At 27.7% G+C, this 17,838-nt stretch carries 34 protein-coding genes and 1 tRNA gene; 32 read left to right on the forward strand and 3 right to left on the reverse strand.

The window, feature by feature from the left end:
- Window positions 1-2: 2 nt before the first annotated feature.
- Window positions 3-302 (reverse strand): helix-turn-helix domain-containing protein, encoded by a 300-nt coding sequence (locus KQI36_RS14315; protein WP_216451467.1) that lies wholly within the window; start codon window positions 300-302, stop codon window positions 3-5.
- Between the two features lie 191 nt (window positions 303-493).
- Between KQI36_RS14315 and KQI36_RS14320 the strand changes: the two genes are divergently transcribed.
- Complete coding sequence (locus KQI36_RS14320) at window positions 494-682, forward strand: helix-turn-helix domain-containing protein (RefSeq protein ID WP_216451468.1); 189 nt, start codon at window positions 494-496, stop codon at window positions 680-682.
- 48 nt (window positions 683-730) lie between these two features.
- Window positions 731-874: a hypothetical protein gene (locus KQI36_RS14325; protein ID WP_216451469.1), complete on the forward strand. Its 144-nt coding sequence runs from the start codon at window positions 731-733 to the stop codon at window positions 872-874.
- Window positions 875-902: 28 nt separating this feature from the next.
- Here KQI36_RS14325 and KQI36_RS14330 read toward each other — a convergent pair whose 3' ends face one another.
- A complete protein-coding gene (locus KQI36_RS14330; protein ID WP_216451470.1) occupies window positions 903-1,088 on the reverse strand; it encodes a hypothetical protein in 186 nt (61 codons plus the stop codon).
- An 87-nt stretch (window positions 1,089-1,175) separates the two neighbouring features.
- On the opposite strand from KQI36_RS14330, the gene KQI36_RS14335 reads away from it, so the two are divergent.
- On the forward strand, window positions 1,176-2,069 hold the full coding sequence (locus KQI36_RS14335) for an ORF6N domain-containing protein (protein WP_216451471.1): 894 nt from the start codon (window positions 1,176-1,178) through the stop codon (window positions 2,067-2,069).
- Window positions 2,070-2,180: 111 nt separating this feature from the next.
- Complete coding sequence (locus KQI36_RS14340) at window positions 2,181-2,435, forward strand: hypothetical protein (RefSeq protein ID WP_216451472.1); 255 nt, start codon at window positions 2,181-2,183, stop codon at window positions 2,433-2,435.
- Here KQI36_RS14340 and KQI36_RS14345 read toward each other — a convergent pair.
- Window positions 2,425-3,030 (reverse strand): hypothetical protein, encoded by a 606-nt coding sequence (locus tag KQI36_RS14345; protein ID WP_216451473.1) that lies wholly within the window; start codon window positions 3,028-3,030, stop codon window positions 2,425-2,427. The two genes, KQI36_RS14340 and KQI36_RS14345, sit on opposite strands and share 11 nt — an antisense overlap.
- Before the next feature lie 68 nt (window positions 3,031-3,098).
- Between KQI36_RS14345 and KQI36_RS14350 the strand changes: the two genes are divergently transcribed.
- The 28 genes from KQI36_RS14350 (at window position 3,099) to KQI36_RS14485 (ending at window position 17,835) form a co-directional block, all read left to right on the forward strand.
- A complete protein-coding gene (locus KQI36_RS14350; RefSeq protein ID WP_216451474.1) occupies window positions 3,099-3,287 on the forward strand; it encodes a hypothetical protein in 189 nt (62 codons plus the stop codon).
- Window positions 3,288-3,333: 46 nt separating this feature from the next.
- On the forward strand, window positions 3,334-3,483 hold the full coding sequence (locus KQI36_RS14355) for a hypothetical protein (RefSeq protein WP_216451475.1): 150 nt from the start codon (window positions 3,334-3,336) through the stop codon (window positions 3,481-3,483).
- Window position 3,484: 1 nt separating this feature from the next.
- A complete protein-coding gene (locus tag KQI36_RS14360; RefSeq protein ID WP_216451476.1) occupies window positions 3,485-3,775 on the forward strand; it encodes a transcription factor in 291 nt (96 codons plus the stop codon).
- 207 nt (window positions 3,776-3,982) lie between these two features.
- Window positions 3,983-4,129 (forward strand): hypothetical protein, encoded by a 147-nt coding sequence (locus KQI36_RS14365; RefSeq protein ID WP_216451477.1) that lies wholly within the window; start codon window positions 3,983-3,985, stop codon window positions 4,127-4,129.
- A gap of 14 nt (window positions 4,130-4,143) precedes the next feature.
- On the forward strand, window positions 4,144-5,193 hold the full coding sequence (locus KQI36_RS14370; protein ID WP_244991607.1) for a YqaJ viral recombinase family nuclease: 1,050 nt from the start codon (window positions 4,144-4,146) through the stop codon (window positions 5,191-5,193).
- A gap of 13 nt (window positions 5,194-5,206) precedes the next feature.
- Window positions 5,207-6,067, forward strand: a complete 861-nt coding sequence (locus KQI36_RS14375) for a recombinase RecT (protein WP_216451478.1) — start codon at window positions 5,207-5,209, stop codon at window positions 6,065-6,067.
- 17 nt (window positions 6,068-6,084) lie between these two features.
- Entirely contained in the window at window positions 6,085-6,330 is a 246-nt protein-coding gene (locus KQI36_RS14380; protein WP_216451479.1) for a hypothetical protein, read from the forward strand.
- Window positions 6,331-6,426: 96 nt separating this feature from the next.
- Window positions 6,427-7,248, forward strand: a complete 822-nt coding sequence (locus KQI36_RS14385) for a phage replisome organizer N-terminal domain-containing protein (protein ID WP_216451480.1) — start codon at window positions 6,427-6,429, stop codon at window positions 7,246-7,248.
- On the forward strand, window positions 7,199-8,038 hold the full coding sequence (locus KQI36_RS14390; RefSeq protein ID WP_244991608.1) for an ATP-binding protein: 840 nt from the start codon (window positions 7,199-7,201) through the stop codon (window positions 8,036-8,038). The genes KQI36_RS14385 and KQI36_RS14390 overlap by 50 nt, the downstream gene beginning before the upstream one ends.
- A 15-nt stretch (window positions 8,039-8,053) precedes the next feature.
- Window positions 8,054-8,305 carry a hypothetical protein gene (locus KQI36_RS14395; protein WP_216451481.1) on the forward strand — a complete coding sequence of 84 codons (252 nt, stop codon included), beginning with the start codon at window positions 8,054-8,056 and terminating at the stop codon, window positions 8,303-8,305.
- Between the two features lie 13 nt (window positions 8,306-8,318).
- Entirely contained in the window at window positions 8,319-8,903 is a 585-nt protein-coding gene (locus KQI36_RS14400) for a sigma-70 family RNA polymerase sigma factor (RefSeq protein ID WP_216451482.1), read from the forward strand.
- On the forward strand, window positions 8,903-9,244 hold the full coding sequence (locus tag KQI36_RS14405; protein ID WP_216451483.1) for a hypothetical protein: 342 nt from the start codon (window positions 8,903-8,905) through the stop codon (window positions 9,242-9,244). The genes KQI36_RS14400 and KQI36_RS14405 overlap by 1 nt, the downstream gene beginning before the upstream one ends.
- Window positions 9,244-9,639: a single-stranded DNA-binding protein gene (locus tag KQI36_RS14410; protein WP_216451484.1), complete on the forward strand. Its 396-nt coding sequence runs from the start codon at window positions 9,244-9,246 to the stop codon at window positions 9,637-9,639. Before KQI36_RS14405 ends, KQI36_RS14410 begins: the two co-directional genes overlap by 1 nt.
- Window positions 9,640-9,654: 15 nt before the next feature.
- Window positions 9,655-9,819, forward strand: coding sequence for a hypothetical protein (locus tag KQI36_RS14415; protein ID WP_216451485.1), 165 nt, complete (start codon window positions 9,655-9,657; stop codon window positions 9,817-9,819).
- A gap of 73 nt (window positions 9,820-9,892) precedes the next feature.
- Window positions 9,893-10,600, forward strand: a complete 708-nt coding sequence (locus KQI36_RS14420) for an ORF6C domain-containing protein (protein ID WP_216451486.1) — start codon at window positions 9,893-9,895, stop codon at window positions 10,598-10,600.
- Between the two features lie 11 nt (window positions 10,601-10,611).
- Complete coding sequence (locus KQI36_RS14425) at window positions 10,612-11,037, forward strand: DUF1064 domain-containing protein (protein WP_216451487.1); 426 nt, start codon at window positions 10,612-10,614, stop codon at window positions 11,035-11,037.
- A complete protein-coding gene (locus KQI36_RS14430) occupies window positions 11,025-11,666 on the forward strand; it encodes a putative metallopeptidase (protein ID WP_216451488.1) in 642 nt (213 codons plus the stop codon). The genes KQI36_RS14425 and KQI36_RS14430 overlap by 13 nt, the downstream gene beginning before the upstream one ends.
- A gap of 142 nt (window positions 11,667-11,808) precedes the next feature.
- On the forward strand, window positions 11,809-12,153 hold the full coding sequence (locus KQI36_RS14435) for a hypothetical protein (RefSeq protein WP_216451489.1): 345 nt from the start codon (window positions 11,809-11,811) through the stop codon (window positions 12,151-12,153).
- Window positions 12,154-12,361: 208 nt separating this feature from the next.
- Window positions 12,362-12,577 carry a hypothetical protein gene (locus KQI36_RS14440; RefSeq protein WP_216451490.1) on the forward strand — a complete coding sequence of 72 codons (216 nt, stop codon included), beginning with the start codon at window positions 12,362-12,364 and terminating at the stop codon, window positions 12,575-12,577.
- 227 nt (window positions 12,578-12,804) lie between these two features.
- Entirely contained in the window at window positions 12,805-14,460 is a 1,656-nt protein-coding gene (locus tag KQI36_RS17870) for an SEC-C metal-binding domain-containing protein (RefSeq protein WP_280527039.1), read from the forward strand.
- A 176-nt stretch (window positions 14,461-14,636) separates the two neighbouring features.
- Window positions 14,637-14,870 (forward strand): hypothetical protein, encoded by a 234-nt coding sequence (locus KQI36_RS14450; RefSeq protein ID WP_216451491.1) that lies wholly within the window; start codon window positions 14,637-14,639, stop codon window positions 14,868-14,870.
- A gap of 24 nt (window positions 14,871-14,894) precedes the next feature.
- On the forward strand, window positions 14,895-15,170 hold the full coding sequence (locus tag KQI36_RS14455) for a hypothetical protein (RefSeq protein WP_216451492.1): 276 nt from the start codon (window positions 14,895-14,897) through the stop codon (window positions 15,168-15,170).
- A gap of 18 nt (window positions 15,171-15,188) precedes the next feature.
- On the forward strand, window positions 15,189-15,452 hold the full coding sequence (locus KQI36_RS14460; RefSeq protein ID WP_216451493.1) for a sporulation transcriptional regulator SpoIIID: 264 nt from the start codon (window positions 15,189-15,191) through the stop codon (window positions 15,450-15,452).
- A gap of 111 nt (window positions 15,453-15,563) precedes the next feature.
- Window positions 15,564-16,082 (forward strand): hypothetical protein, encoded by a 519-nt coding sequence (locus tag KQI36_RS14465; protein ID WP_216451494.1) that lies wholly within the window; start codon window positions 15,564-15,566, stop codon window positions 16,080-16,082.
- 115 nt (window positions 16,083-16,197) lie between these two features.
- On the forward strand, window positions 16,198-16,635 hold the full coding sequence (locus KQI36_RS14470) for a hypothetical protein (protein ID WP_216451495.1): 438 nt from the start codon (window positions 16,198-16,200) through the stop codon (window positions 16,633-16,635).
- Window positions 16,636-16,784: 149 nt separating this feature from the next.
- Window positions 16,785-16,875 (forward strand) — tRNA-Ser (locus KQI36_RS14475).
- Between the two features lie 100 nt (window positions 16,876-16,975).
- Window positions 16,976-17,593, forward strand: a complete 618-nt coding sequence (locus tag KQI36_RS14480; RefSeq protein ID WP_216451496.1) for a hypothetical protein — start codon at window positions 16,976-16,978, stop codon at window positions 17,591-17,593.
- 38 nt (window positions 17,594-17,631) lie between these two features.
- Window positions 17,632-17,835 (forward strand): hypothetical protein, encoded by a 204-nt coding sequence (locus KQI36_RS14485; protein ID WP_216451497.1) that lies wholly within the window; start codon window positions 17,632-17,634, stop codon window positions 17,833-17,835.
- Window positions 17,836-17,838: the final 3 nt, after the last annotated feature.

The following is a 17,838-nucleotide window of genomic DNA, read 5'->3' on the forward strand; positions in this document are numbered from 1 at the left end:
ACCTACTTAATAGACTTTATAAACTCAGTAAGCTTTTCAAGTTGTTTTGGACTTAAATCTTTAGCGTTGTCCAAAAGGGTTTTGAGTTCTGGAGTTAAGTTAGGTTTAGTTTCTCCAATAAGTTCAGATACAGTTAGATTAAATGCAGATGTTATTTTAAGTAAAGTTTCTATTGTAGGTGTTTTCTTACTGGATTCTATTTGTTCTATATAACTAGGTGATATCCCAGTTAACTCTGAAAAGGATTTGCGTGTAAGTCCTTTTGAAATTCTAAGCTCTTTAATTTTTAAACCAATATCCATTTTAATAATCACCTCATTTTACGCTATAGCATAATTTATTTTATCATAAATTATTTAAAAGTAGTAGATATATTGAGCAAATAAAAGAAAAGGAAAGATATTTTGATACAAAGTTACGCTATGGTGTAAAAACAACTTGCATAAAAATTACACTATAGTGTAAAATAAAATCATACCAAGGAGGTGACCACATGAACCTAAAAAAAATGTGTGAGGAAAAAGGAATCGACTTTAAAATCTTATCAGCTAAAAGTGGTATATCCCTCACTTATATATATGAGTTACAAAGAGGGGCTAAAAACAATCCATCAGTACAGGTGGTTAAAAAATTAGCTAGTGCTTTAGGTGTTGACACTAATAGATTACTAGACACCGCATAGTTAGTTTGTCCAGTGAAACAAAAAATATTAAGGAAAGGGGATGTAAATTTGGAAAATAGAAAAGCGGTTATTGATGAAGAAACAATACAAATATTAGAAAAGTTAAAACCTTTGTTTAAAAGAGCAGAAAGGCAAAGTGCGATAGAAAAAATTAAAGTTGGTTTCAAAGAATTAATAAATATATTATTTTAAAAAAAGTAGTGGCTAAAAAATTTGGAATCTAGCTATAGAAAGTATTTATTTGGTCAATTATTCGCAAAAAAGCTTTCATATAATTTGATGTTAAGTCGATTACTACATCAATATCATCATCATTTTCGTCTGAAAGCTTAAGTTCATAATTATCCATTATTTTAAGAGCTAATTGAAATATTTGTTCATCAGTAAAGCATTTATTTTTTCTCATAAGATCACACTCCTATATTGCCACTACAGGGTATATTATTCAATTTACAATTTAATTATTACTATTATTTAAAGAGGTGAGAACAACTTGAATAAAACTTTAACAGTAAATGACCAACAACTAATAATAAAGGAATATGACAACAAAAGAGTAGTTACCATGTGGGACATTGCTAAAGTACACGGGGTGCTAACTCAAAATATAAGAGATAATCTTAGAAATAATCAGAAATATTTAATTGAAGGTGAAGACTATTATCTTTTAAATAAAAGGGATGAATTCGTTCACGATTTAATCGTGAAGGAAGATTTAAAGAAAAATGCAGTAAGCAGAGCTAAAGATATACCAATATTCACAGAAACAGGATACCTAATGATGGTTAAACCAATGCAAGATGAACTTTCATGGGAGGTTCAAAGAAAGTTAGTTAATTCTTATTTTAAGGTTAGTGATTGTTTAAAGAAGCAAAACATAACCATAGAACCATTAAAGCCTAATAGCCCATTACAGAAGCTAGAAGATGTAAATAAAACAATAGACTATATGGATTCTATGTTGACTAAAATGCAAGTTAGCAATACAGAGAGAATGAAAGTAATAAACTCATTGTTATTATCAGCAGGTATTGTAATTCCACAAATTGATGTGAAAAACGTTCAAGGAAGAAAAGATAAAAGTGGATTTATAACACTTGAAGAATTAGCAATCAGAATTGGATTATATACTGAAGATTGGAAACCTAATTTAGAAGCTATAATGGTTTGTTTGAATCATATTGAAATGGAATTAAGTGATGTAAATGTAGTATTAAGATTTAATTCAAATAACAATGGATACTGGTTTTCAGTGAGGTTTAATCCACTATTGCAAGATAAAATAGAAATTTACTTAAGAAATGAGAATTATCCATATCATCTAGAAGTTGAATATGAAAATGGGAATGTTACTAGAATTACAACCTTATATAGAAAGGCTGTGTAAAAGTGAATAAATCTATATATGATGTTATTTTAGAGCATACAAGAATAGCTTGTAGTATTTATAGCTTTTAGAAATAGGGTATCAACCTAAAAATAGTAGAGGAGTGTAAAGATGAAAAACAAGATAGAAGAATTAGAAAAAAGAATAGTTGTACTTGAAGGTCAAGTTCAAGCACAACCAACTTTAGAAGAAATTGTTAGTGAAATTTCTAATAGATTAATGAAATCATTAACAGAAATTAGAAAGGTTCAAGAAGTACCCGTTCAAGGTCAAGTTGATATAAAAAATAAATTAAAAGGTATAGAAGTATTGCTAATTACTAGTAGTTCGCTTGTCCATAAAGTAATAGAAACAATTAATGATTAGAAAGCCAATTCATAAGGCTAGAACCTAAAGCAATAGCAATATCAGAGTGTTTAGCTAATAAATCTGAAAATTTAGCAAATGTTCCCTTACTAACAGGTTGGTTATCTTCAATTATAATTTTAACTCTATCAATGAGCTTATTTAATTCTTCTTGGTCATCAACAGGTTTAGAAGAAATCATAGATTGAATTTGGCTCAAGTTATAACCATTGTTGATAGTAGCATTATTATAATTACCAACAATAGCAGAACCATAAATAGCACCTATTGAAAATGTAGATTTATCTTTTTCTGATATTGATTTTTTATACTCTGATTCTGATAAATATTCTACCATCCAGCCAAGAATAGAATTTGAGCTAGATAAGGGTTTTATAGATTTAACAAAATACTTTTTATTAGTTGAATTATGAATTATCCAATCGCTTTCAGAAACTTTTGCATCACTAGAAAGTTGAATAGTATTCGGATATTCTGAAGTACAGAAAAAACCTTTTACTGTTGATGATATTGAATCATTTCTTTTGATTGTAAAATCATCACCATGCATATTGAGAATTTTATCAGTTTTATGTTTTATATTAGACATATTCATAGAATATCACCACCTTTCAAGTGGTAATATTCGACAAAAAAATAAATAATCCTGTTGGAGGAAGTAAAATGGAAAATTTAAAAGTATCTGTTACTAAAGTTAAAAGAGAAGAAACAATAGATAAAATATTAAATCTTATAGCTAATGAATTTGATGGAGTAGAAATTACAGCAATATTTACAAAGATGCTTTTAGAAGATGCAATAAAAACTGTTGAATATAAAAGTTTAAATGCAAATTTAAAAGATTTAATTTAATTTTATTAGGGATGAGGGCACTAAATTCATAGGAGGCATATGTAAAATGCAAATAAAATTTAGAGAACTTAGATGTCCTTGGTGTGGAGCTTTAATTTTTAGATATAAACTTTATGGAAGCTTATGTATAGAAGTTAAATGCTATAAGTGTAATGGTAAATTTTCATATAAAGAATTTAATAAAGGAGGTATTTAATATGGAAAATAAGACTTTGATAAGTAGAAATACATTGTCAGCAAGATGGGATTTAGAGAGTTCAAATACACTTATAAATTATGAAAATAAAGGTATTTTAACTAGGAATCCTAACTTACCAGTTCCTAGATATTACATGGATGAAATTTTAAAAATAGAAATGCTTAAAGATATAAATCCTTTATCACCACTAGAGCGTAGGAGAATGGAGAGGAAGATCGAGAGATTAGAGGTAGAGAATGAAAGATTAAGAGAAAAATTAAATAGTGTAAAAGTTGCTATCGGAATTTAATATAGGCTTTTAAGCCTATATATTTTAAAACTATTTTTTAAAAATAGAAAAACACTTCCTAATATATTCTATGCAAAATGATATGAGAAGTTGACTAAAAATAAAAAAATATTTTATAAGTTGAGCTTTGGTAAAAGAATCAAACTCCACCAAAGTCTAAGGAGTTGTATCGGAATGAGGATTAAGTAAAAAATAGGGGGAATAGAAGTGTTAGATTGGGGAAAGCAAATCTTACTAATATACAGTCTTATAGCTCTAATGTACGTAATTGCTAGAGATATAAAAAAAGAAAAGCAAATACCAATAAGCTTAGTAATATTCTTACCAATAATAATTTTATTAACAAATATTTAAATTAGGAGGTTGTAATGGAAAATATAATGCATAGCAATAAATCCAATTTAAATGAATGGATCTGTGAAAAAAGAAAGCAAATCAAAGATGGGGCTAAATATGTAAAAAGATATTATGGACTAAATTGTGACATGTTGGTAAAAGTAACTGATTTAAGCCATGATGAGTGGTTAGATGCTAGAAAATTAGGAATAACAGGAACCGATTTAGGTGGCTTAACAGGTGTAAGCAAATATTCAACACCTATAAAGGTTTATTTAGATAAAACAGGAGAATTACCAACAGTTGAAGATAATGAAGTAATGTACTGGGGAAGAGTAATGGAGGATGTTATAGCCAAAGAGTTTCAAGCAAGAAATTGCAATTTAAAAGTTCAAAAGGTAAATGTAATTTTAAAACATAAAGAATATCCATGGGCTTTAGGTAACATAGATAGGCTTATAACAAATGAAAAATGTGAAAAAGGTATTTTAGAAATTAAAACAGTTTCAGAATACATTAAAACTTCATGGGAAGGTGAAGAAGTTCCACCACAATATATGCTTCAACTTCAATGGTATATGTTTGTTACTGGAGCTAAATTTGGATATTTCGCAGCATTAATTGGTGGAAATAAATATGTACAAAAATATGTTGAGAGAGATGAAGAGTTGATAGAAATTCTTTTAAATCTAGCTAAAGATTTTTGGGAAAACAATGTAACTAAAAGAATTGCACCATTAGTTGATGGAAGTGATGCTTCAACAGAGTTATTAAAGACTTTATATCCAAATAGTGAAGAAGGTACGCAGATAAATCTTCCAGATGAAGCATTAGAACTTATAAAAATTAGAAAAGAATTAACAAGTCAAAAAAAAGAGTTTGATATTCAAATTTCAGAATGTGAGAACAAATTAAAAGACTTATTAAAAGAAAATGAAGTTGGTATATGCGGAGATAGAAAAGTTACTTGGAAAACTTATTCTAGAATCTCAATAGATTCTAAAAAACTAAAATCAGAAAAACCAGAGCTATTTAAGAAGTATTCAAAAACTTCATCATATAGAAAATTTGATATTAAGTAAGGAGGAATAAAAGATGGCAACAGCAAGTACAGCAAATGTAAAAAATGCGATTAAAACAAAACAGGAACAAGCGGTAGCACAAACACAGGAAAACAGCTTTCAAGGGATATTAACAAAGCAATTATCAAACCAATTTAAGGCTATACAAAGCTTAGTACCTAAACATGTAACACCAGAAAGATTATGTAGAATAGGACTTAATGCAGTAAGCAGAAATCCGCAATTAATGAATTGTAGCCCTGAAACAATAGTAGGAGCAGTAGTAAATTGTGCAAGTTTAGGACTTGAACCTAACTTACTAGGTCATGCCTATATAGTTCCATTTTATAATGGTAAAACAAAAAAGATGGAGGCACAATTTCAAATGGGCTATAAGGGAGCATTAGATCTTATAAGAAGAACAGGCCAAGTTAGTACTATATCAGCACATGAAGTCTATGAAGGAGATAAATTTGATTATGCATATGGATTAGAAGAAAAGTTAGTGCATGTACCTTGCGGAGAAGATGATGAATCTAAAATTACACATTTTTATGCAGCATACAAACTAAAAGATGGTGGAACAGGTTTCTTAGTTATGACTAAGGCACAGATGAACAAACATAGAGATAAATTTACTAAGAGTAAAAATAAAGAAGGAATAGTATTTGGACCATGGGCTGATCACTATGTGAGTATGGCACTAAAAACAGTAATTTTAAGATTAATAAAATATATGCCTATATCTATAGAACAACAAGAAGCTCAACAAGCAATGGAAGCTTTAAATCAAGATAATACAGTAATGACAGTAAAAACACCAGGAGAAAATTTAGGCTTTGGAGATTCTTTTATAAATACAGATTATGTAGTTAATGAAGGAAGCCACGTTTAAGGGAAGGAGATGAAAATATGAGAAATATAGCTTTGAAAATTTTATTAGAAAATATAAATTCTCAAATTAAAACTTTAAATGAATATAATTTTAAGGTTTATGATCTAGAAAATGAGGAGTCTTATATAACTAGAATTGAATATGATGATAAAAATGATAGGTTGATTTTTAAATGCGAAGAAGATTTAAATGAATTAAATAGACTTGAAGAACTTAGAAAGGCTTATAGTTCTTCAAGTCAAAAACAAAAAACTTTAAGTTAGGTGGCTCTGCCAAGCTACCTAACTAACAAAATTATAGCACAATTTGGTTATAAATAGTATTGCCAATTGTAGCTAGATTATACAAAGGAGCGCAATATGGCTAAAAGATATTATTGGTTAAAATTACATGAAAACTTCTTTGAAAGAGATGAAATAAAAATAATTGAAATGCAACCTAATGGAGAAAAGTATATAAATTTTTATCTTAAATTATTACTTAAGAGCGTTTCTACAGAAGGTAGATTAATGTTTAGAAATGTTATTCCATATACGCCGGAAATGCTTTCCAGAATAACTAATACAGATGTAGATACTGCAAGGGTAGCAATTGATATGTTTGTGAAGCTTGGACTTATGGACAAATTAGATGATGGAGCTTTATTTATGAATGAAATAAAGAACATGATTGGTAGTGAAACTGAATGGGCTGAAAAAAAGAGAAAACAAAGAAAAAGCTTGTCTGATAAAGACAAGCAAGAGGACAATGTCCCTAAATTGTCTAAAGGAAGTGAGACAGTTGAGGACAATGTCCGACAAGAGATAAGAGATAGAGATAAGAGTATAGAGAAAGATATAGATATAGATGAAGATAAAGAGATAAATAAAAATCATCATCATAATTATAATAATTTTTCAGATATAGCTATAAGACTGGAGAAATGTGGGTTCGGAATATCATCACCAAATATTGTAGCTAAGCTTGCAGCAGATGTAGAAATTTATGGACTTGAATGGGTTCTAGAGGCTATAGAAGTTTCAGATACAAAAGGTGTTCATAATTATAGTTTCGTAAAAACAATCCTAGAAAATTGGAAAAATAAAGGTAAGTGGGATGAAGCTAAAAATAAAAAGGAGGAAGTTGAAAGTAATGGAGCTAGTAACGAGCTTGAAAAACAAGGAATTGGACTTAAGTTCTAATATTAATATAAGAATTTGTGATAATTGTGGCGAACCTCAAGGAAAAGAAATAGTTTTATTAGGTAAAGTTCATATAGTTCCGATTATGTGTAAGTGCAAAAGCGAACAATCAGAAAGGGACAGAATTAGGTCAGAGGTAATAGATAAACAAACTAGATTACAACAAGTTTTTAACAATAGCTTAATGACTAAAGAGTTTAAAGAACTTACTTTTAAAAATTGGAATCATAGTATTGGTAATGAACAAATGTTTAAAGTAGGAATGGTATATGTAAATAATTTCAGAAATATGAAAAAAGACAACTTAGGGTTACTAATACATGGAGAACCGGGAAATGGTAAAACATTTTTAAGTGGATGTATAGCTAATGAGTTATTAAATAGATTAATTCCGGTTGTGTGTGTAAGTTCTATAGGGCTAATTGATAGAATAAAGAGAAATTTTAGCAAGTGGGGAGACTCTGGAACAGAACAAATTTTAAATTGTTTAGATAATGCAGAATTAGTTATTATTGATGATTTAGGAACAGAAAATGATACTTCTTGGTCTAGAGCCATTATGTATCAAATGATTGATAGTAGGTATAGAAAAGGAAAACCACTAATAATAACAACTAATTTATCTATGGAAAATCTAAAGAGACGATACGATAAAGATTGTGAAGAAGGTAAAGAAAGAACTTATAATAGATTGCTAGAGATGTGTACACTTATACAAAATTCTATGGGTAGCATAAGAATTGACAAGGCTAAAGAAAAGACAGAAATACTAAAAAAATTATTAAAGTAAAGGGGAATGGAAAAAATGGGAATATGGATTAGAAGTCAAAAGAAAACTTATTTGGGGAGATATATTGAAGTGGCAGCAGTAGGAAAATTAATTATTGGATATACAGGTTCAACAGATACAGAACTAGGTTGTTATGAAACAGAGGAGAGGACATTAGAAATTTTAAATAATATTCAGAGATTCATAATAAATGGAATTAGAAAAGATTTTATAAGAAATGGAGACAGGATAACACAGGATGCAGTGTTTTATATGCCTATAGAATAGGTGGCATATGAAGATGAAAAAGAAGTTAAAAATAAAGAATGAGACTAAAGAGCTTACACTAGATGAAACATTAAAACAGTTTGAAAAATTCATATATCATATTTCTCAAAGGTATAAACAATATGAGTTTGATGAAATGGTGCAAGTAGCAAATTTAGCAACAGTCAAAGCATATAAAAAATATGATATATCTAAAAATATTGAGTTTAGCACTTATTTAGGTGTAGTTATAACAAATGATTTAAATTATTATCATAGACATGCGAAAAAACATAATAAAAATATTAGCTTAAATGAATCAGTTAATATTGAGAGTAATAATGATCATAACTTGGAGTTAATGGATTTAATTAAAGGAAATGAAAATGTAGAAGATAGTATAGAAAAAATAATTGAAAAAGAGGAACTAAAGAAATTAGTTAATAAATTAGATTTTAAGGAAAAGAAGATTATATATGGATTATTTTATAAAGAAAGAACTCAATATGAGGTTGGTAAACAATTAGGTATTACACAACCACAAGTAAGTAGAATGAAAAATAAGATATTAGTTAAATTAAATATGCAACTAATGTCTAATGGAAAGGTGGATTTGTAATGATAACATTAACAATAACAATTTTAAATTGCATGATTCTAGGAGTAATAGTTGTGGAAGGTAGAATTATAAGTAAAAGGTTAGAGATAACTAGAGATAATATACAAAGAATTAAAGAAAATACAGTAGATTTAAATGTTAGAACAATACAACTTCAAGATACAGTTGAAGGTTTTGGTTATAAAGATACTGAAATCGAAAAACTTATATCTAAAACAAATTGTCTAGATGATAATATTAGAGAGCAATTTGAGAAGGTAAATAAAAACATAGGTAAGGCTAAAATGGAAATATTATTCACACCGAGACCTATTAAGATAATTGAAGAGGATGAAAAATAGTGAATAAGGTGGTTTTAATAGGACGATTAACCAAAGACCCAGAGTTAAAGTTTACTCCAGGTGCAGGAACAGCTGTAACTACTTTTACAGTAGCTGTTAATAAAAGGTTTAAAAGAGAAGGCCATTTAGATGCAGACTTCATACCAGTTGTTGTATGGGGTAAACAAGCAGAAAGTACTGCAAATTATATGAAAAAGGGATTGCAGATAGGCATAGCAGGAAGAATAGAGACTCGTTCTTATGAAGCTAAAGATGGTACAAGAAGATATGTTACTGAAGTTGTAGCAGATGAAGTACAGTTTCTTGAGTGGGACAAGCAAGTAAATAGTCAAGGTAGAGGAATAGAGGAACCTATAGCAGATTTAACACCAGCGAATGACGACATACCGTTCTAAAGGTGGTGATGTAAGATGATGAAATTGAGAAAACAAGTTATTGATTTAGCAATAAGTATAGCTTTAAGAGAATCGGAAAATACAGGTAAGAAATATACAGCATGCATATCAAAAGCTTTAGATGAATCATGTAAGGCATTAGGAGTTAATAGAAAACAGTTTATTAAGATGTTTATATAACATAAATTCACTAAAATATTCATTCTAATATTAATATATATAAATGAAATAATACAAACAAAGGAGGCAAGAAATGAATCAATTAAAGGTTATAAATCAAGGTGGGAAACTATTAGTTGATAGCAGAGAAGTTGCTGAAAGAATAGGTAAAAGACACAGTGATCTATTAGAAAGTATAAAGGGATATATTAAGTATTTAGAAAACGGAAATTTCCGTTCTCATGATTTTTTCATAAGTGCTAGCTATAAAGTGGATGGTAACAACAGAGTTTATCCTTATTATCTTTTAAGTAGGAAAGGTTGCGACATGGTAGCAAATAAATTAACTGGAGAAAAAGGGGTTTTATTTACAGCTGAATATGTACTTAAATTTGAAGAAATGGAGAATAAATTGAAGCAACCTACCTTAAAATTAAGCAAAGAGTTACAAGCAATATTCGCTTTAGATGAAAGAACTGTAGAAATAGATAGTAGAGTTAAAAAGTTAGAAGATACTATGACTATAGATTATTCACAACAAGAAGAGCTTAATAGTAAAGCTAGAGTAAAAGTTGTACAAGTTTTAGGGGGAAAAGATGCTCCAGCATATAAGGAATTATCTAAAAAAGCATTTTCAGAGTTATGGAGACATTATAAAAGGGTTATGCAAGTAAACAGCTATAAAAATACTGCAGTAAAGGATTTTGAAAAAGGACAAATACTAATTTCTAATTGGAGGCCAACTAGAGAGTTAGACCTTATGATTAAAGGTGCCAATAGTCAAGTAGTTTTAAATGTATAGGTGGTGAGAATATGGTAGCAAATAAATATAATTCTAAAAAAATAACTGTAGATGGAATAACTTTTGATTCAATAGATGAATTCAAATATTATGATTCATTATTAAAAAGAAAAGCTAAGGGTGAAATAGTAAATTTTGAATTACAACCTAAATATACGTTAATACCTTCATTTAAAAAAGAAGGAAAAGCATATAGAGCTATGACATATACACCTGATTTTAGGATATATCATTTAGATGGTACAGAGGAATTAATAGATGTTAAAGGCTTTTCTACACAACAAGGTGAGATGAGATACAAATTATTTAATTATTTTTATCCTAATGAAAAATTAACTTGGGTAGCAAGAAGCTTAAAATATGGGGATCAATATGGATTCATAGATTACTGGGATTTAAAAAAGAAAAGAAGGGAGAATAAAAAATGCAAGAAATAAGAATTGTGGACAAGGTTACTGGTGAAGTCAAAAATATAGAATGTAATGGATTTAATCTTCAATATATCACATCAAATGGAAATGGAAGAATACAAAAGGTTACAAAACTTAATAATGGTAAATACGGAGAAAAATATTGGATTAAGAATTATGTTTATCAACCTATAGCATTAAAAATAAAACAAAATCTTATGAAACAAATAACAGATTTAAGCTGCGTTAATGTTGAAAAAATACTTTTTATTGAAGATACAAATTATGTTGCAGGTGAAATAAATAATAATAATGATTGGGTTATGAGAATAAAAAAAGCTCCATCACAATTAACAGAATATACAGGATATTTGTTTATCATTGAAAGTCGTGAGTTTTGGATGGAAAGGTGTAGCAATGAGCAAGTTGTAGCACACATATATTCTTGTTTAAGGCAAATAGATGATACAAGTTTAAGAGAACCAGATGTTAAAGGATGGAAAGAAGTTTTAGGAACATTAGGTTATGGTTGGGAGAAAACATTAAGTCCAATACCTAATTTAATAGATTTAATGGAAGAATTTGAAGATGATGATTTTACTATGCTCAAGAAGGCAGATAAGCAATTAAGACTTGATTTAAGAATAGCTAAATAGACATTTGAGATTAGTAAGTATATAACTTTCATATTAAATAAATGAATAAGCTTATAACATGCTTGTAGACAAGTTACATGATTTTAGTACAAGCATGTTATTTCAAAAAATTAGTGCAGAAAAACAGTAAAAGGAGAATAGTATGAATCCCATTGAGATAATAAAAAAATTAGAAGATGCAATGAGAGCTTTACAACATGGAAATACAGAACTTAAGAGATTAGCAATAAATAAAGCTAAAGCAGAAAGAGACTATAAGATAGCTCTAAATAAAAAAATACTAAGACTTAAAGCAGATAAATATCCTGCAACTCTTATAATGGAAGTTTCTAGAGGTGATGAAGAAGTTGCACAATTAAGATTGCAAAGAGATATTGCAGAAAGTAGTTATTTTGTATGTCTAGATGCATTAAATAACTTAAGGCTAGAAATTGAAACCTTAAGGTCAATGCTGACATGGCTGAGAGCAGAATATAAAAATAGTTAAAGGAAGGTTAAGAACATGACTCCTAAAGAGTTAGCAGTGAAAATAGTTAAGGATTTAGCTAATAGAAAGAAGAAAGTAGATGATCAGTTTTATGCTTATCAGAAGGAATGTAATATTAAGAAAAGAAAAAAGTGAAATGTAAAATATAGTGGTATAAGATGGTAAGTTAAATCAGATCATACTTTGATTATAAGGTGATGTTACAAAAATGAGATTAAAAGAATTAAGAAATATTCTTAATGCTGATATGATAAAAATTTATATAGATTATTGTGAAAAAGAAAATTATTTTGTAAAAGAGAAAAATAGTAAAAATAATGAGTATTTATTAATAAATAAAGAGTCATTAAGTATGTGGATCATGTATGGAGAATACGAAGTAAAAGAAATATATGTAGAAGAAGTTTTAGTCATAATTATCTAAAGTAAGTAATGATTAAAGTAAGATGTAAGTGTTCTTTGAAAATTGAATAGTGTGGTATTTACGAAATGTGCTATAATTGTTTTGTGATTACAGGATAATCTTAATTAGGAATTATTTAGATAAAACATATAGATAAATAGGAATTTGATGATTATGTCAAGTTTCTATTATGATAATTGAGATTAAATCGTAAATGTAAATTTTCTAGGGGTGATATTGTGAATGATATGGTGGAATATTGTAAAAATGAGTTTTACTCTCAATTTAATTCAGACAAGCTATTGAATCAAATTAATGAAAACTTAGATTTGTCTATTACTGGAGTAAGTCATGAAATGCTTTATATCTTGGATAAAATATTGTCAACAGATCCTTGTTCATATTGGAATATATCTGTTTGCAAAGAAGTATGTGAATTGTTAGAAGATTTATACAATGGTTATAGTGAGGCTTTAGAAATTGATGAAGAAGTTTTTGAGTATTTTCTAATAGGTTATAATTCATATTTACAGCTTTCTGAAATAATATTAGACTTGCGTAATTTCAATATAACTCAAGAAATAAAAACTCGATTATATCGTTTACCAACATATACAGCAATTCTTGAAAGTTGTTTGTCTAATTTTTTTAGAGTTATTGCTTTATTGACAGGTAAAGTGATAAATAAAGATTATGCTTCCCAAAATACGCTAGGTAAATTGATTAGAGTAATGGATGCAAATGGATATAAAGAAATTACAAAAAATATTAATGTGAATTTAAGGAATTCAATAAATCATGGAAAGGTTTCAATAAAAAGGTATGCAGCTAGTGACAAATTATGTTTTTATTATGTTGAAGATAATGTTTCTAAGTGTATTGAGCTATCTGTATATGAGTTTGATAGTATAATAGATTCTACATTTGATACAGCTAGTGGGGTATTGTTAGGATTGTCTATTTTTATTAACAAACATCTTGAGTTATTAAATATTAATACTGTCAAAAGAGATTATACAGCTTTTTCTTTACTTGCAATGCAACTTAGCATACCTGGTATTTATTGTCGTAGTATCAGTGATATTGGTAATAACAAACAACTGAATGTGGATATAGAGATTCAAAATACAGATATAGGTTATATAAGTCAAATTGCAACGTTAATGTCTATATTAGTTTTTGAAAATTATAACGAATATGAGCAATACATGTTCTCTTTTAGTAATCCTAGAATGAATACTGGATGGATACGTTATACAAAGCAAGAGATTCTTGATATGTATAACAAAGAAAAGAGATTTGATATTATATTAAAAAGTGTAATTAATAGAAATGATTTTATTATTTTTGATGCTTCAACTGAAGTTGTAGATTTAACTGAAGTAAAATATTTTTGTTTTCCGAATCATACAACTGATAAATATAAAATTAATAATATACAAGATGCAAGTGTAGATGATAGAAAGCGACTAAAGGCGCATTTATTCATAGGAGATGTTGAAGATAAAAAAGAAATTGTAGATATTATTACTAATGCGATTGATTGGCTAAAGACTGTTAAGAATCCACCATCGCCAACAATGAAAAAAAAACATGGATTAATGGAGGCAGATGCTTTATACATTAATGTTTACAAAAAGGATTCCCGAAAAAATAAGGAGCTATTCCCTAATAATGAGAATTTTGTATGTTTTGTAGATTATAATCTAGTAGGGAAAACTACACTTAAAAATGGAGGATTACCAGAAGGAATTTGGAATAAACTTTGTCATGAAAAAATAGGGAATGTTGAAATTGCATGGCGAGAAAGGCGTTATGCTACAAGATATTCTATAAAGGTTGGTCGTAATGATCCTTGTCTGTGTGGAAGTGGCAAAAAATATAAAAAGTGTTGTGGAAAATAAGTTTTATATATACTATTTGATTGATATCAAGGTGAATTATATAAAATTTTAGACAAAAAAACCTAAAAAATGAATATAAAATAATATATTAAAATACCGCAGTATTCATAAATGAATTGGCGGTATTTTTTTCGTCATATTTCAAAAAAAGATTACTTTGATAGGAGAGGGTATAAGTGAATCAGTTTGATAAAGAATTATATAAAATACAGCAAAAGGAAGCTATGCAAGACTTAAAGGATGATTTAAATAATATATTTGAAAAGATAAAGGTAACCGTTGAGATAGAAAGAAGATATTTTGAAGAACTTATAAGTCAAGGTTTTACTGATTTGCAAGCATTAGAGATAATAAAAGCTCATGGAGTTGATTATGGAAAGGCAAGTCAGATGAAAAAAAGCGATGATTAAAAATAAAGCAAAGGAAGGGAAGATATGATAGAGCTTAAAAATATAAATCTAGACAATGTATCTATATCAGATCAAATAACAAAAATTGAAGAGGAAGATAATGAGTTTAATATGGCATTGTTAGAGTATGGATATCATAAAAACTATATAACTCAAAATCATCTTATAGAGGAATTTTGGGATACTGTACAAGCTAGGATTGGAGTATTGCAAAAGGTAGGAATAGATGTAAATACAATTATGGAGCAATATTCTAAACATTTACAAAAGATAAGAAACAGACCAAGAGATAAAAGATAAAAGGGGATGAATACAAAAATGATATATTATAAAGATGTTGAGGAAAGAGCAGTTAAAGCATCTAAGTATATTATAAATAATAAATCAACTATAAGAGAAACTGCAGCAATATTTGGAGTAAGTAAAAGCACTATTCATAAAGATGTTACAAATAGAATTAATCTTATCAATCCTATGTTAAAAGAACAAGTACAAAAGGTATTAGACTATAATAAGGAACAATGCTCGTTAAGAGGTGGAATGTCTACAAAATTAAAATATAAAAGCTTGGGAGCAAGTTAAATTATTTAACAATATGGTTGGCTATCAATATAATTGTATCAATATATTATCAATTGATAGTCAACTGATAATAGGATATATAAAAATAATGTGTAAATAAGGAGGTAGAGTATGAATAATGATAAAATCTTTCAAAAGACAGAAGGTAGGTTATATAGATTTTATGAGGACCAACAAAAGATAAAATGTTTAGAATTAGAGTGTATAGATTTAGGACAACAGAAGGAAAGAATAAGAAAAGATATACAAGAAACTAATGTATTTATAGAAGAAGAATCTAAAAGTATAACATATGAGGAAAGAGTACAAACATCAAGTAACTGTACAAGTTATGCAGAACGAGCATTAATAAATGAAATAGATAAGTTAGAAAAAGAATGGATTTATGTTAGAAAGAAATTGTTAAAGAAAAGAGTTAAAATAAGAGAACTTGAAAGAGAAATTAGTAATATAAAAAATAATATAGAAATGTTATCAGAAGAAAATAAAAGATTTATAGAGTTAAAATATGGTGATAAAAAGTCGTTTGAAGAAATAGGACAAGTTTTAAGCATGGCAAAGGCAACAGCTTATAGAAAAAGAGAAGAATTAATAAATAACATAAGGATATGGATTAATATAATAAAATAATTGTATTAAAAGAAAGGAACATTTAAAAAATGTGTATTTTATTGTAAATATTTAAAATATATTGTAATATATTTATGTATACAAAATTCAATTAAGTTTTAAAGGGGTAAAATTTATGGGAGAATCAGAAAAATTAAAAAAAGTTTTTGAAAAAAATAATAAAGATAAATATGATGAGTATCAGGATTTTATTTGCTATATTAAACAGTATTATAGGGATACATTAAAAGATGATCTAAATAAAATAGATATAGAAAAAAAAAGATTAAATTTAGAAATAGAATGTAGCAAAAATCCATCAGTTGGATATATTATAACAATTTCAATTTTTTCAATTGGTATGCTTACAAGCAATATTTTAAGCAGTTTTGAGGGAGATAGTAAAATAGCTATTGCTATAGTGCATTCGCTTGTAGTATTAATTGTTTTGGGAATGTATATAGTTAATTATGATAGAAAAATAAACTCTAACATATATGCTTTACAAGGATTAAAAGAACTTGAGGAGGAAATAAAAAATAATAAAGGAAGTGAATCAACTCAAACAAACTAAAAGAGTAGATGTAAAAATATTGGAACGAAAACGGAACGAATATGGAACAAAATGATAAAAACTTTATAGTACAATATTATTATAAAGTTTTAAGGTTTACATCCCCTTAAAGCATTTAGCAGAAAAAAGCTAGGTGCTTTTTCTTATATGGAGAGTTGTCCGAGATGGGTTAAGGAGTTAGCTTGCTAAACTAATAATCACATTTGTGGTTCAAGGGTTCGAATACCGTACTTTCCGCCAAATTAAATTAATATCCTTAAAAGAAATTTCTAGAAATTTATATGTATTTTATTGTTATATTATAATAAATATTGTAATATGGTTAATAGGAGGGGATTAAATGAATAAGATAGAGTGTGTTCAACATAATGCTGAAAAAATTATAGGGTTGTTGGAACAATTTAAAAAAGCATCGAAACTATTAAAAGAATCGCAAGGCTATAGAAATGAAGAAGAGGAGAAGTACTTTCCTTCAACAAGGATTATCAGTAAATCATTGGAAATTATTCAATATTTAAACGAAACAGAGTTCCCTCTATTAGGTATAAAGGAAAATGAAGGTAGTGAAAGCGTAGGGTATTCATACAATTTTATAAATGGGTTAATGACATTAGGGAGAATCGGAGCATTATTTAATGAATATGGATTTTTTATAGATGTTAAGAAAAGGCGTAATAATGCAGATAAATTTTCGAAAATAAATTTTTGTATGAATGATAAAGAAAGAAAAAAATCAATTAAAAATATTAAAAATTGTTTAATTGATTTTGATGAGGTTTATATAACTAAATATGGAGATTATACATTAAAAATAATTGTGAAAAATAAACAGATTGAGTGTGCTACCTTAGCAAAAATAGTTGAAATAATAATATCAAATTTAATAAATGATAATGACAATGGTTCAGATAATAAATATTTGAAATATATAAACAAACTACTTGTAGAAAATATATAGATATAAAAAATAGTATGTGATTAGGAGATTTAATAATAATGTATAAGGGCTATATAAATTCATTAGACTATGAGACAGCTGCAAGTGAATATAAAATTATAATAGAGTATGCTGATGGTAAAATTTCAGAAAAGCAAATAGTAAATTATTCTTACTCAAATGTATTTACTGTAATTGAAGAAATGCATGAAAATGAAAATGATAAAGAAGTAAGAAGTATAAAAATTGAATTAATTCGTTAAAAG

It is taken from the genome of Clostridium senegalense, assembly GCF_018916625.1.
GTDB lineage: Bacteria > Bacillota > Clostridia > Clostridiales > Clostridiaceae > Clostridium_J > Clostridium_J senegalense.

Coding starts and splice junctions, on each gene's coding strand:
- KQI36_RS14485 (WP_216451497.1), top strand. CDS start 17,632: ATGTATAAGGGCTATATAAATTCATTAGACTATGAGACAGCTGCAAGT.
- KQI36_RS14430 (WP_216451488.1), top strand. CDS start 11,025: ATGCAAGAAATAAGAATTGTGGACAAGGTTACTGGTGAAGTCAAAAAT.
- KQI36_RS14420 (WP_216451486.1), top strand. CDS start 9,893: ATGAATCAATTAAAGGTTATAAATCAAGGTGGGAAACTATTAGTTGAT.
- KQI36_RS14405 (WP_216451483.1), top strand. CDS start 8,903: ATGATAACATTAACAATAACAATTTTAAATTGCATGATTCTAGGAGTA.
- KQI36_RS14320 (WP_216451468.1), top strand. CDS start 494: ATGAACCTAAAAAAAATGTGTGAGGAAAAAGGAATCGACTTTAAAATC.
- KQI36_RS14370 (WP_244991607.1), top strand. CDS start 4,144: ATGGAAAATATAATGCATAGCAATAAATCCAATTTAAATGAATGGATC.
- KQI36_RS14465 (WP_216451494.1), top strand. CDS start 15,564: ATGAATAATGATAAAATCTTTCAAAAGACAGAAGGTAGGTTATATAGA.
- KQI36_RS14345 (WP_216451473.1), bottom strand. CDS start 3,030: ATGAATATGTCTAATATAAAACATAAAACTGATAAAATTCTCAATATG.
- KQI36_RS14425 (WP_216451487.1), top strand. CDS start 10,612: ATGGTAGCAAATAAATATAATTCTAAAAAAATAACTGTAGATGGAATA.
- KQI36_RS14440 (WP_216451490.1), top strand. CDS start 12,362: ATGAGATTAAAAGAATTAAGAAATATTCTTAATGCTGATATGATAAAA.
- KQI36_RS14470 (WP_216451495.1), top strand. CDS start 16,198: ATGGGAGAATCAGAAAAATTAAAAAAAGTTTTTGAAAAAAATAATAAA.
- KQI36_RS14385 (WP_216451480.1), top strand. CDS start 6,427: ATGGCTAAAAGATATTATTGGTTAAAATTACATGAAAACTTCTTTGAA.
- KQI36_RS17870 (WP_280527039.1), top strand. CDS start 12,805: ATGGTGGAATATTGTAAAAATGAGTTTTACTCTCAATTTAATTCAGAC.
- KQI36_RS14355 (WP_216451475.1), top strand. CDS start 3,334: ATGCAAATAAAATTTAGAGAACTTAGATGTCCTTGGTGTGGAGCTTTA.
- KQI36_RS14435 (WP_216451489.1), top strand. CDS start 11,809: ATGAATCCCATTGAGATAATAAAAAAATTAGAAGATGCAATGAGAGCT.
- KQI36_RS14340 (WP_216451472.1), top strand. CDS start 2,181: ATGAAAAACAAGATAGAAGAATTAGAAAAAAGAATAGTTGTACTTGAA.
- KQI36_RS14350 (WP_216451474.1), top strand. CDS start 3,099: ATGGAAAATTTAAAAGTATCTGTTACTAAAGTTAAAAGAGAAGAAACA.
- KQI36_RS14460 (WP_216451493.1), top strand. CDS start 15,189: ATGATATATTATAAAGATGTTGAGGAAAGAGCAGTTAAAGCATCTAAG.
- KQI36_RS14390 (WP_244991608.1), top strand. CDS start 7,199: ATGGAGCTAGTAACGAGCTTGAAAAACAAGGAATTGGACTTAAGTTCT.
- KQI36_RS14415 (WP_216451485.1), top strand. CDS start 9,655: ATGATGAAATTGAGAAAACAAGTTATTGATTTAGCAATAAGTATAGCT.
- KQI36_RS14360 (WP_216451476.1), top strand. CDS start 3,485: ATGGAAAATAAGACTTTGATAAGTAGAAATACATTGTCAGCAAGATGG.
- KQI36_RS14455 (WP_216451492.1), top strand. CDS start 14,895: ATGATAGAGCTTAAAAATATAAATCTAGACAATGTATCTATATCAGAT.
- KQI36_RS14400 (WP_216451482.1), top strand. CDS start 8,319: ATGAAAAAGAAGTTAAAAATAAAGAATGAGACTAAAGAGCTTACACTA.
- KQI36_RS14375 (WP_216451478.1), top strand. CDS start 5,207: ATGGCAACAGCAAGTACAGCAAATGTAAAAAATGCGATTAAAACAAAA.
- KQI36_RS14480 (WP_216451496.1), top strand. CDS start 16,976: ATGAATAAGATAGAGTGTGTTCAACATAATGCTGAAAAAATTATAGGG.
- KQI36_RS14315 (WP_216451467.1), bottom strand. CDS start 302: ATGGATATTGGTTTAAAAATTAAAGAGCTTAGAATTTCAAAAGGACTT.
- KQI36_RS14330 (WP_216451470.1), bottom strand. CDS start 1,088: ATGAGAAAAAATAAATGCTTTACTGATGAACAAATATTTCAATTAGCT.
- KQI36_RS14380 (WP_216451479.1), top strand. CDS start 6,085: ATGAGAAATATAGCTTTGAAAATTTTATTAGAAAATATAAATTCTCAA.
- KQI36_RS14395 (WP_216451481.1), top strand. CDS start 8,054: ATGGGAATATGGATTAGAAGTCAAAAGAAAACTTATTTGGGGAGATAT.